Here is a 12163-nt window from a genome sequence, read left to right on the forward strand (position 1 = left end):
CCTACTGAATATCATTCCAAACTAGCTGTTCATCGTTTCCGATGGCTCTTGTTGCTTTTTTGCCCAAAATATCATTAAAGTGTTCTGCAAGAATTTTTCCGGTTCCCGGTCGTTTTACCCAGATGTTTTCTTTGGTAAAAATTTCTCCTTCTGCAATTGGTTTTATAGAACAGACTGTAGCAAAAGCAAAATCAATGGTAACCTGTTCTTCTTTTGCGGGTTCTTTGCTTCCACCTCGCATTTGCCAGATCTCGTTACTGCCTGTAATCAATTCTTTACAGGCTGTTTCATCCATACTGCAAACAATATCCGGTCCTGTACGGTTCATATAGTCTGTAAAATGTCGCTCTAAAATAGAAGCACCCAAAGCCACAGCTCCAAGACAAGCATTATTATTTAGCGTATGGTCGCTCAATCCAAAAACCTTATCCGAGAAAGCTTCATGCAGTTCTGTCATCGCACCAAAACGTACCAAATGGATAGGCGTTGGATATAGATTTGTCGTATGCAAAAGCGCTACGGGAATATTATGTTTGTCAAAAATAGCTACTGCTTTTCTGACACTTTCAATCGTATTCATTCCGGTACTCAATATAACCGGCTTTCCAAAACTGGCAATATGCTCCAATAATGGATAATTATTGCATTCTCCTGAACCTATCTTATAGGCTGGAATATCAAATTTCTTTAAACGTTCTGCCGCAGCACGAGAAAAAGGCGTTGAAATAAAAATCATGCCTTTACTTTCTACATATTCTTTTAATTCGAGTTCTTCTGCTTCATTTAAGGCACAACGTTCCATGATTTCGTAAATAGAAACCGTTGCATTCCCGGGAACTACCTTTTTGGCTGCACCACTCATTTCATCCTCAACAATATGCGTCTGGTGTTTTACTACTTCGGCTCCTGCCCTATGGGCTGCATCCACCATTTCTTTGGCAACAGCAAGCGAACCTTCATGGTTGATGCCTATTTCTGCAATGACCAATGGCGGATAGTCCATTCCTATTTTTCTTCCTGCGATTTCTATGTAGGGCTTCATTATCTAGTATTCTGTTTTATTTATTTTTTTGGTATAGGTATTCGGCATAATCAAAATCTTCAGCCGTATCGATGTCAACTCCGGCAAAAGCGTGTTCTATCAATAGCGGATAGGCATTTTTGCTAATAATTGTTTCTTCTAAAATCAAATCGGATTTGCAGATATACAACAGCCCGTTTTCAAAATATAAAGGTTCTAAATCCTGGCTTCGTTGTCCCGGTTTATAATTAAATGGTACAAATCTATTGTTTTCTATTTTCCCTAATTTGTGATGGCTGCGTGTTACCGTAAATAGGCTTTCACAGTTCTCCTTTTCATATAGTTCAAAAGCTTGCTGTAGTAATTTTTCAGGACGCAACGGATTGGTAGGCTGTAACAAAATTACTGTTTCAGGTCTTGTTTCTAAAGATTCAAGAACATGTTTTAATGCTGTTACCGTAGGTTCATGGTCTCCTGCCAAATGAGCCGGCCTGTCAATTACCTTAGCGTCATATTCCAAAGCTATTTTTTTGATTTCAGGATCATCCGTGCTTACAAAAACAGCATCAATAACATTTGAATTCACTTTTGCATATAAAATGCTATGGGCGATTAATGGAATTCCATCAAGCAGCATCACGTTTTTTCCCGGCAGTCTTTTTGATCCCCCTCTGGCTGGAATTATGGCTATCGTTTTCATCGTTCCAAACTTTTTTTAGCTTCTGCAATTCTTTCGTTCATGCCTTTATTCCATGCTGTTCTTGAATAGAGATCCTCCGAAAGTGAAGGGTAGCTTCGACTTCCTGATAAAAATTCTTCTATTGCCTCCATCCATTCAGCAATAAAATGTGGATTTTCAACCAGTCTTCCTAAATCACCATGTTGCATAACTTCCGGAACACCACCCAAAGCAGATACAATACTATAACAACCACAATGAAGTGCTTCAATCAGGCTTAGTCCGAAGCCTTCGTGCCATAAAGTCGGGAAAAGATACACATCAGAAGCTTGGTAATATTGAGGCAATTCTTCATTCGGGATTCTTCCTAAAAATGAAACGCCTTCAATAGCTTCATCACGTTTAGCACCTATGACCAACAATGTGCAGTCGTTATGTTTTTCATAAATACGAGTCCATACATCCAAAATCAAATCCAATCCTTTTTTAGGTCGGTCTTGCGAACACCAGATAAAAACATTTTTTGATGTCAGTCCTAGTTTTTCACGTAACTTTTGTTTTTGTGATGCTTCGACTTTATAAAATTTGCTGTTATCGATTCCATTATGCAATACAGAAAAACGACAAGGCAATATGGTGTAGTAGTCTTTATGGGCTTTATAGCTGTCATAAGTCAAAAGTACCATTTCGTCTATAAACTCATAAAAATTTCTGCTTTCGAAATTGCCATAAAAAGGAGCAAAACCATGATAGAAAAATTGAATATAGCATTGGTTTCGTTTCCCTTTGGATTCTAAAAATTCCTGTAATGGTTTGATAATCCCGAAATTATCGACAATCTGAATGATACACTTTTCTCCAGATGTCACTATTTTTTCAAGGGCTTCGATATAGCCGATGTAATTATTCTTTTGGTATTTTTTCTTGAGCTTAAGCGTGAGTGTCTTGCTTACAATACTATATTCCACATTTTGGAATGGCGCATCAGGCTGTTCGCAAATGATGTAATCAATCGCATGGTTGCCATTCAGGTAATTTTGATACAAAGTAGTCCAGCTTCCTATTTTTGGATAAGGCAGCGGGAGTTGGGATATCAAAATTACTTTGGCCATATTTATTTTTTAAAAGGACATACGTCCATTAGGTTATTCTGTATTTCTTCAATTTTTTCGACTTTCGGAAGTGAATTTGTTTGGCTAAAAAGTAATTCTGTCTGGCTATTGTCCAGTGCTTGCGTCAGAAATTGTGGCGTATAGTTTTCAAGACCTACTGATTCAAAATAATCCTGGTATTTGATTCCGTCTCCAAAAACATTTTCTGAAAACTTGACCCAAACAGCCGGAATCTGGTAAGCGTGGGCTATTATGACTCCGTGCAAGGAAGACGATATTATTCTCCTACATTGCAAAATCTGGTCAGTTACACTTTCAACATCATTGGTCATCAAGTCAATAATCAGAACGTTTTTTTGGTCTTTATATAGTTCTGTAACGATTTGGTAATCAGCATAATGCGGAATTATTCCCAAATCATATTGTATTTTCCTTTCAGGATTATAAAATCGTGGCATTAAAAGCGCCGGATCTCCATAGATTTCAGGAACATCATATCCCTGTGCCATGAGATGCTTTCGTGTTTGTGGTCCACGAACAGCTAAAAATACGGCTTTTTTTATTTTATATTCTTTTGAAATGATACCACTTCCCCAAACCACACATTTTCCACTCACTTGCGTCAGAATGCTTCCTGCTGTGAAATACACGGTTTTGAAACTATCCAAAAAAGAACGTTTTTTAGGATGTGTCCAAACTGCTTTCTTTCCGGAAATCTTTTCCACAAGATAATGGCCTACCAAATCGCCATAGTTTTCCTTTTTCTTACCGGCAAGCTGGATTTCGCTCCACCAAAAAAGTCTGATATTTCCGTTTTGGGACATAAACCGGTTACGTTGTTTTAAAAGTTTTTAGGAAAAGCTGTATCACTTGAATACAAATTTATAGAGAAGACAGGAACTATTTACAACGGTGCCTGTTGCACTATATTTTCAATCTGTTCCCCATTAGTTCAAAGCGAAAGTAGAAAATTTTATCTGATTTGCGAAAAGTAATTACGGTTTGGCACTCTATATTTTTTTACATTTGAGAATGTTAAATTGAAATCAGGGATAATTGCAAGAGAATAAAGGCAAAACTTGTGGGCATTCTAAATTTCTTCAAAATTGTATTTTTAATTTGCAGAATGAAAGCACCGAAAAAATGAAAATCCTGATAATAGAAGACGAAAAGGAGCTTGCAAAAAGCATAGTAGAATATCTTTCTGAAGAAAGCTATTTATGTGAAGTTGCCCCTACTTTTACGGAAGCAATGAACAAAATAGAAACGTTCAATTATGACTGTATTTTATTGGATATCACACTGCCGGATGGTAACGGACTGAAAATCTTAGAAGAATTAAAGAAAGAGAACAAACAGGACGGTGTTATTATTATTTCTGCCAAAAACTCTCTAGATGATAAGATAAAAGGATTGCAGATTGGTGCCGATGATTATCTGACCAAGCCTTTCCACTTGTCAGAACTCACAGCCCGGATTTATTCTCTTATGCGTAGGAGGCAGTTTAACAACTCTAATATTATAACGCAGGATGAACTGGTTATTGACCTTTTGGCAAAAACCGTTTCTGTAAACTGTGAATCTATTGCGCTTACAAAAAAGGAATTCGATTTGCTTATTTACTTTATTGGGAATAAAAATCGTGTACTTTCCAAAAGTATTTTAGCAGAACATCTTTCAGGGGATTTTGCCGACATGCTTGACAATCACGATTTTGTATACGCCCATGTTAAGAACCTGAAGAAAAAACTAAGTGATGCTGGTTGTGAACAATATATAAAAACCGTTTACGGTACAGGCTATAAATGGGAAGGATGAAAAATTTATTACAGAAATCGCTTAGACAGCTTACCATCTTTGCATCTATCGTATTTGCATTGAGTATTCCGTCCTATTTCTTTTTAGTCGATTGGATTTGGCTAAAAGAACTAGACGAAAACAATTATCTTATTGCTCAAAGAATAGAGAATGAATTTAATGAGCAAAACATCAGCGACGAAAAATTAGCTGAAAGTATTAAATTCTGGAATGAGATACAGCCGGTTAGTAAAATAAAATACTCCCTACAGCCTTTATTGAAAGACAGCCTATACACCATCAAACGGCAAAATGTATATTCTAAAAAAGAAATCATAGACCGTTTTCGGGGTTTAAAAACCAATATTAAAATCAATAACAAAAACCATGTATTGATTGTCGAAACCAATGTGGAAGAAACCGAAGAAACCGTTGCTTATATTGCTATGGCAACAGTATTTTTCTTTCTTATTTTAGTCATTGGATTTTGGGTTTTAAACAAAAGACTTTCGAAAAAAATATGGCAACCGTTTCAGGATACTTTACAGAAATTAAAGTCGTTCCAATTAAACAGCCAGAAGTCAATTGACTTTCTGGAAACCGATACTATTGAATTTGCCGAACTGAATGCAACACTTGATAAATTACTTCAACATAGTATTGCTACTTATAGAAACCAGAAGGAATTTACAGAGAACGCTTCCCATGAATTGCAGACACCATTGGCAATTTTAAAAAACAAAGTGGATATTTTACTGCAAAGCGATGACCTGACCGAAAAACAATACCACATCGCAGAAGAAATGAACAAGGCGCTGTTAAGGAGTTCGCGCACAAATAAAAACCTCCTATTGTTAGCCAAAATCGAAAACAGCCAGTTTGATAGTTCTGAGCTTATCAATTTCGATACGTTGGCTGCTCAAAGCATAGACGGACTGCTTGAACATTTTAAAGAGAAGAATCTAACGGTCAGTTCTGATATTCAACCAGGCATTGAAGTAAAAGGTAATAGTGCATTAACTGAAATCTTAATCAACAATCTTATCATTAATGCAATTCGCTATACTTCGCCAGGAGGTACAATAAAAGTAGGATTGTCAAAATCAGGTTTTGAGATTAGAAATTCTGGTGATGAGACTCTCAATCCCGATTTATTGTTTAAAAGATTTTCAAGAATTGCTACCGATGATAATGGCAGCGGATTAGGCCTGTCTATCGTTCAGGAAATATGCAGTTTTCACAGCTGGAAGACAACCTATAATTTTGAAAATGGCGAGCATATTTTTAAAGTCCTATTTTGAAATAGCTTTAACTGTTCCTGATAAAAATTCATTGCTTATATAGAATTCTAAATTTCTTCTAAATTGATAATGTTCTTTACTCGTTTTTTAACGTGTAACTATGGACACCAATGTTATCAATAATTATTCAAGACTTAAGGCAACTCTGTTTTTACTGCCACTGTTTCTGTTAGCTGCGATTGCCTTGTTTCTGTATAGCCAAAATGCTTTATGCGTTGAAGGTTATATACAAATCCAAAAGAATAGTTTCTTTTTTATCAATCAGCATCTTGGGCAATTTCCGAGCCTACAATATAACCTTACCCAATTCGGAGATGCTTTGGTTTTTCTGTCATTTTTAAGTATTTTCATAGTTTATGCTCCAAAAATCTGGGAGGCGCTGCTGTCTGGCTCTCTGGTTTCTCTCCTGTTTTGCAGTTTCTTGAAGAAAATATTTGCTATACCAAGACCGCCTGTGGTGTTTGACAACGAAAGCTTTACCATTGTCGGGAAAAGACTATCCGGGTGTACCAGTCTTCCTTCCGGGCATTCAATTACTATCTTTACCATCCTTACGGTGCTCTTGTTTTCCTTTTTGCCTCAAAGATTGAAGTATAAAACTTTATGGTGCTTGGCAATACTTATTATGGGATTGCTATTTGCTTTTACCAGGGTGGGTGTTGGAGCACATTATCCACTTGATGTTATTGCAGGTTGTATTCTGGGATATATTTTTGGACTTACCGGAATATTTATCAGCCGAAACTATAAAATCTGGGGCTGGATAGGTAATAAAAAATACTACCCAGTTTTTATACTGCTATTTCTGGCTTGCTGTATTTTGCTGGTTTGCAGAATAATTAATGAAAATTTGATGATATTTTACATGGCTTTTGTTAGCTTAGCCATCTCACTGTATAAAATTATTTACGCCTATGTTAAAGATAAAAAATAACCTAAAGATAGCCCACTTCGCCTTACTGATGAGTTTATTGAACTTCTTGTTCTTTCATTTTCCATTCTTTGCCTATGTCTTTAATAATGTCGACTACAAAAGTCTAAACGGTATTATCCTGATTGCAAGCCTTGTAATCCTAATGATTATCGCCAATGCTTTTGCCTTCTATCTTATACTTTATCTCTTACGCAAAGTCGGGAAATTTTTATTGGTTTTATTTTTTATCATTAATTCAATTGCAGTCTATTTTGTCAATACCTATAGCGTGATAATAGACGAAAGCATGATTGGTAACGTGTTCAACACCAATTATGAAGAATCCAGCAGCTTTTTTTCTTTTAAACTGGTGCTATACATAATTCTGTTTGGTATTATCCCAAGCATTTTTATCATTAGAACGAAGATAATAAGTGTGCCTCCAAAGAAGTTTTTGATTACTTCCTCGCTTACCTTACTTTTTATCGTGGCCATGGCCTTTGCCAACGCCAGCAACTGGCTTTGGATTGATAAGAATTCCAAGCGATTGGGCGGACTTGCCATGCCTTGGTCATATTCCGTAAACACATCTTTATTCTATATTCACCAATACCAAAAAAACAGAAAAGAAATCCAGTTGCCGGATGCCACGATAAAAGACAATCGGAAATCAGTCGTAGTACTTGTTATTGGAGAATCCGCACGAAGCCAGAATTTTTCATTATACGGCTACGGAAGAGATACGAATCCGTTGCTTTCCAAAACGCCAAACGTATTCCATTTTGAGGCTTCTTCCTGTGCTACCTATACCACAGCAGGTGTGAAATGCATATTAGAACATGAGGATACCGGCGATTTATATGAGATACTTCCTAATTACCTATACAGAAACAATGTGGAAGTTATCTGGAGAACCTCCAACTGGGGAGAACCTCCGGTTCATATAAAAAATTACCAGAAAAGAGATGACCTAAAGGCGAATTGTCAAGGCGAAGGATGTAATTATGACGAAGTTCTTCTGGCCGGTCTGAAAGACCAGATAGAAGCTAGTAAAAAGGACAAGATACTGGTAGTATTACATACCAGTACGAGCCACGGTCCTACCTATAGCAAGAAATATCCGCTCCAATTTGAGACTTTTAAACCTGTATGCAACAGCGTTGAACTAGGAAACTGTTCTCAACAGGAATTAATCAATGCGTATGACAATACTATCGTTTATACAGACTATCTTCTGCACAGTGTGATTGAAGACCTGAAACAGCTAAAAGACTATCAAAGCACGATGCTTTTTGTTTCAGATCATGGAGAATCTTTGGGAGAAAAGAATTTGTACATGCACGGACTACCTAAAGGTATTGCTCCCAAAGAACAGTATGAGATTCCTTTCATTGTATGGGTTGACGGTTCAAGGCAGCTAAAGCCTAATACGACACTGTCTCAGAATCACGTGTTTCACAGCGTTCTGAACTTTTTAGGTATAGAAAGTCCTGTTTATAAAGAAGAAATGAATATTTATAAATAATTAACAACCAAAACTATTTAGTATTCTAAATTTCTTCTAAATCAGTTTGAAATTTTGTACCTGTAAATAAAAATTTCAGATTATGGGTTTTAATAAAAAAATTTCAATCAGTTTTATCTCCTTGTTGTTGGGTGTTGTTTCGTTTGCACAAACAACATCTGTTACTATTTCAGGCGTTATAAAAAACAAAGCTGATAAATCGGCTATTGCTTATGCAAATGTTGTTGTAAAAAGTGAAAAGGACAATACTTTTGTAGCTGGTACGGTAACCAATGACGAAGGAAGATTTTCTATCGCCTCTATTAAGCCCGGAAACTATCACCTTGAAATTTCATTTATTGGATTTGAGAACAAAGAACAACCTTTATTTGTTGGTAGCCTTTCTGCTTTTTTAGATATTCCCGTCATAGAGCTGGATGAAACAGCGATGAATTTGGAAAGCGTAGTTATTACTGGAGGAAGAAGTGATATAAGCAACAAACTGGACAAGAAAACCTACTCCGTTGCCGATAATATCAGCCAGAGCGGTGGTTCCGTCTTACAGAGTATGCAGAATTTGCCTGGTGTTACTGTACAGGATGGCAAAGTCCAATTACGAGGAAACGATAAAGTTACCGTTCTGATTGACGGCAAACAGACGGCATTAACCGGTTTTGGCAGTCAAACCGGACTCGACAATATTCCTTCTTCTGCCATTGATAAGATAGAGATTGTCAATAATCCATCTTCAAAATATGATGCTAATGGCAATGCCGGTATCATCAATATTGTCATGAAGAAAAACAAACAGGAAGGTTTTAATGGTAAAGTAGGTTTTACATCCGGTACGGGTTCGCTTTGGGTTCGAAAAGAAAATCTGCCAACTATCAGGCCGCAATATGTTTTTACGCCAAAAGCCAATCCTTCGTTATCGCTTAACTACAGAAAGGAAAATATAAATGTTTTTCTGCAGGCAGATAATCTTTATACCGAGACACTAAATAAGAATGAGTTCGTAACCCGAACTTATGACGATGGAACCGTTATCAACTCACAGCTAAAACGAAACCGAAACACCAACTTTTTCACGACAAAAGCAGGGATTGATTGGACAATTGACGAGCAGAATACCTTGACTGTTTCTGGAATGTATGGCAACGAAAAAATTATTGACCGTGGCGACCAACCTTTTTTCAACGGCAATATGTCGCAACGTTTGCGTCTTTGGCAGTTTTTAGAAGATGAATTGAAAACTACAGCCATGGCAACGGCAGCTTACCAATACAAATTTAAAGAGGCCGGCCATTTATTGAATGTTGGTTTTAATTACACCTTTCACAGAGAAGACGAGCAATATTTTTATGACAATTACCTACCGTCATCCATAGGAACAGACGCGTTTAAATTATTGTCTGATGAGCAGGTATATGATTTCAATATAGATTATATCAAACCTTTGAAATATGGACGCATTGAAACCGGTGTCAAACTCCGCAACAGAAGCATTCCGACTAATATGCAGTTCAAACCCGGGGCTAATTCTGTTTTGGATATGGATGCCGGAGGTTGGGCAAACTATAAAGAACTAATTCCGGCAGTGTATGGTAATTATGTTTTTGAAAATGAAAAATGGGAAGCTGAATTGGGTTTGCGTATGGAATATGTAAAAATCAAGTATGATGTGAATCCCGATCATAGTACTTACAAAAGTGACGGTTACAATTATACGCAACCGTTTCCGAATATGAGATTGGCCTATAAACTCAATGACAACAATAAACTTTCGGTTTTCTATAATCGCAGAGTAGACAGGCCAAATGAAGTCGATATTCGTATTTTCCCTAAGTATGATGATGCTGAGATTATCAAGGTTGGAAATCCCGCTTTGCGTCAGCAGTATACCAATTCTGTAGAACTCGGTTATAAAAACAGTTGGAGCAATGGTTATTTCTATTCGGCATTGTACCATCGTTTTGCAAACGGAACCATTACTAGAATATCGAGCATTGTTCCGGGTAGTACGTTGATTTATGCTATATTTCAGAATGCGGGCAAAAGCTACAATACCGGTATAGAAGCTATTTTAAACCAAAAAGTTTCAGACATCTATTCATTTAATGTTAATGGAAATATTTACAGAAATCAGATCAATGCTTTTACAGTGCAAAACTTGTATCCTGAGCCTAATACTTTTTCGGCTGATAAGCAAACTATCGTTTCAGGCAATTTGAAACTGAACAATACGTTCCGATTTGCCAAAGGATGGGATGCGCAAATGACAGCAGTTTATTTAGCACCTGATATTATACCACAAGGAAAAATCCTATCCCGATTTTCAATGGATGCCGGATTGAAAAAGTCAGTTCAACAAGGCAAAGGAGAGATTTTCCTGAATGCAACCGACTTGCTGAATACAATGGTTATTAAAAGAAAAATAGACGGAGGCGGGTTTAATTATACCGCCAATGATTATTATGAAACACAGGTTATTCGATTGGGATATAGTTATAAGTTTTAAAAGAGGTGCTAAGGTTCTAAGGCACTAAGACGCTAAGGTTGTTTGTTTTACATGTAAGGTGAGATGGTTATTGAAAGTAAACTTTTTGTATTTTCTTTCATCTGACATAAACTTCTTAAATCTGTGTAATCATTCAAATCTGTGGCTAAAAGAGGTGCTAAGGTTATGAGGTACTAAGGCGCTAAGGTTGGGTGTTTTGTATGTAAACGAGACAGTTATTGAAATTGAACTTTGTTGTTTTCTTTAAAGTTTAATTTTAAAAATGATACTTTTTAAATCTTCGCTAACCTGATAGCTATAGGGTTTTGTGTGATAAAAGGAAACGATGTGTCGTAGGATTTTATCATTGATTTTTTTTAGGTTGTAAAATTGCGGAACTTTTTTGCCTAATTTTTTCTTAAGTAGGTATTTTAATTCCTTTTGGATTGGGTTCTCTTTTATTTCTACAGCCAGAATCTGATTTTTGGAGTTAGGCAGTTGTTGATATAGAAAATAATTGATTAGCTTTTTTTCGTTGGACAATAGCGTAGCGGGAAAAGCTTGCAGTTCTTCCCATTCTGCTTTATCCATTATAGTGCCCCAGCCTTTTGGGTTAACCTGTGTAATGCCTGATTTTTGGTTGTGTAGCAAGTGTTGGTGATTGATTTCTACAATACCTGATAACTGTAATTCCCTGTTTAGTGTTTTGGTTTCTCTTTGGCGGTAATTCGGGTGCCATTGGTGCAGCATCAATAGCTTTTTATCATAATAATTCACTTTGCATCCTGCATTTTTCAGACGATTGTGAATGTCGGTATCTTCGGCTCCCCAAAAATGAAAAAACTCATCAAATCCGTTTATCTTTTTCAGATATGAAACTGGAAAGAGTGTCATTCCCGTGGCTTCTTCATTGGTTTTAAAATTAATCGGATAGGACTCAAAGGGTCCATCTTTCTTAGTATCATTTTCTGAAAGAAAACCTACTTGAAAATAGGTGGCCGTGTCAGCATCTGAACATTGTTCTAAAACCGAGGTAAACTCAGGATGAAAAATCATATCAACATCGGCAACAAAACAATATCCTTCGTCTAGCTTTTTTATGGCATAGTTTAAGGCTTTGCATTTATTCCACGGTTGGTTTTTTGAATATAAGTAAGTATAGGAAGCAAAATCGTATTTTCCGACCAAAGACTTTGCTTCGGCTGCAATGGCATCTTCAGAACCATAATCTATAAACACAACTTTAAAGTTTTGTGCTTTTTGTTGTGCCAACGAATCCATAGAACGCTGTATGCGTTTTATTTCACGGTTTCGATAGGGATAGAGTAAGGTTATCATT

10 protein-coding genes are annotated in these 12163 nt (G+C 36.6%); 5 read left to right on the top strand and 5 right to left on the bottom strand.

Annotation, left to right across the window (positions count from 1 at the left end):
- Position 1: 1 nt before the first annotated feature.
- The 4 genes from neuB to FJA49_RS07795 are packed head-to-tail and all read right to left on the bottom strand — an operon-like array spanning position 2 to position 3636.
- Positions 2 to 1042 carry an N-acetylneuraminate synthase gene (neuB, locus tag FJA49_RS07780; protein ID WP_140000426.1) on the bottom strand — a complete coding sequence of 347 codons (1041 nt, stop codon included), beginning with the start codon at positions 1040 to 1042 and terminating at the stop codon, positions 2 to 4.
- Positions 1043 to 1058: 16 nt separating this feature from the next.
- Entirely contained in the window at positions 1059 to 1721 is a 663-nt protein-coding gene (locus tag FJA49_RS07785; RefSeq protein WP_140000427.1) for an acylneuraminate cytidylyltransferase family protein, read from the bottom strand.
- Positions 1718 to 2812 carry a glycosyltransferase family 4 protein gene (locus FJA49_RS07790; protein WP_140000428.1) on the bottom strand — a complete coding sequence of 365 codons (1095 nt, stop codon included), beginning with the start codon at positions 2810 to 2812 and terminating at the stop codon, positions 1718 to 1720. The genes FJA49_RS07785 and FJA49_RS07790 overlap by 4 nt, the downstream gene beginning before the upstream one ends.
- Before the next feature lie 2 nt (positions 2813 to 2814).
- Entirely contained in the window at positions 2815 to 3636 is an 822-nt protein-coding gene (locus FJA49_RS07795; protein ID WP_140000429.1) for a polysaccharide pyruvyl transferase family protein, read from the bottom strand.
- Between the two features lie 319 nt (positions 3637 to 3955).
- Here FJA49_RS07795 and FJA49_RS07800 point away from each other — a divergent pair, with 319 nt between their 5' ends.
- The 5 genes from FJA49_RS07800 (at position 3956) to FJA49_RS07820 (ending at position 10845) form a co-directional block, all read left to right on the top strand.
- The gene (locus FJA49_RS07800; RefSeq protein ID WP_140000430.1) at positions 3956 to 4630 is read left to right on the top strand and encodes a response regulator transcription factor; all 675 of its coding nucleotides are present in this window, start codon (positions 3956 to 3958) and stop codon (positions 4628 to 4630) included.
- Positions 4627 to 5910 (top strand): sensor histidine kinase, encoded by a 1284-nt coding sequence (locus FJA49_RS07805; protein WP_140000431.1) that lies wholly within the window; start codon positions 4627 to 4629, stop codon positions 5908 to 5910. The genes FJA49_RS07800 and FJA49_RS07805 overlap by 4 nt, the downstream gene beginning before the upstream one ends.
- A gap of 100 nt (positions 5911 to 6010) precedes the next feature.
- Positions 6011 to 6844 (top strand): phosphatase PAP2 family protein, encoded by an 834-nt coding sequence (locus FJA49_RS07810; protein ID WP_140000432.1) that lies wholly within the window; start codon positions 6011 to 6013, stop codon positions 6842 to 6844.
- Positions 6825 to 8348, top strand: coding sequence for a phosphoethanolamine--lipid A transferase EptA (eptA, locus tag FJA49_RS07815; protein ID WP_140000433.1), 1524 nt, complete (start codon positions 6825 to 6827; stop codon positions 8346 to 8348). Before FJA49_RS07810 ends, eptA begins: the two co-directional genes overlap by 20 nt.
- Before the next feature lie 82 nt (positions 8349 to 8430).
- Entirely contained in the window at positions 8431 to 10845 is a 2415-nt protein-coding gene (locus FJA49_RS07820) for a TonB-dependent receptor domain-containing protein (RefSeq protein WP_140000434.1), read from the top strand.
- A 243-nt stretch (positions 10846 to 11088) separates the two neighbouring features.
- On the opposite strand, the gene FJA49_RS07825 is transcribed toward FJA49_RS07820, so the two are convergent.
- Positions 11089 to 12162 carry a glycosyltransferase family 2 protein gene (locus tag FJA49_RS07825; RefSeq protein ID WP_140000435.1) on the bottom strand — a complete coding sequence of 358 codons (1074 nt, stop codon included), beginning with the start codon at positions 12160 to 12162 and terminating at the stop codon, positions 11089 to 11091.
- Position 12163 lies beyond the last annotated feature (1 nt).

The sequence above is a fragment of the Flavobacterium microcysteis genome (genome assembly GCF_006385255.1).
Classification (GTDB): Bacteria; Bacteroidota; Bacteroidia; order Flavobacteriales; family Flavobacteriaceae; genus Flavobacterium; species Flavobacterium microcysteis.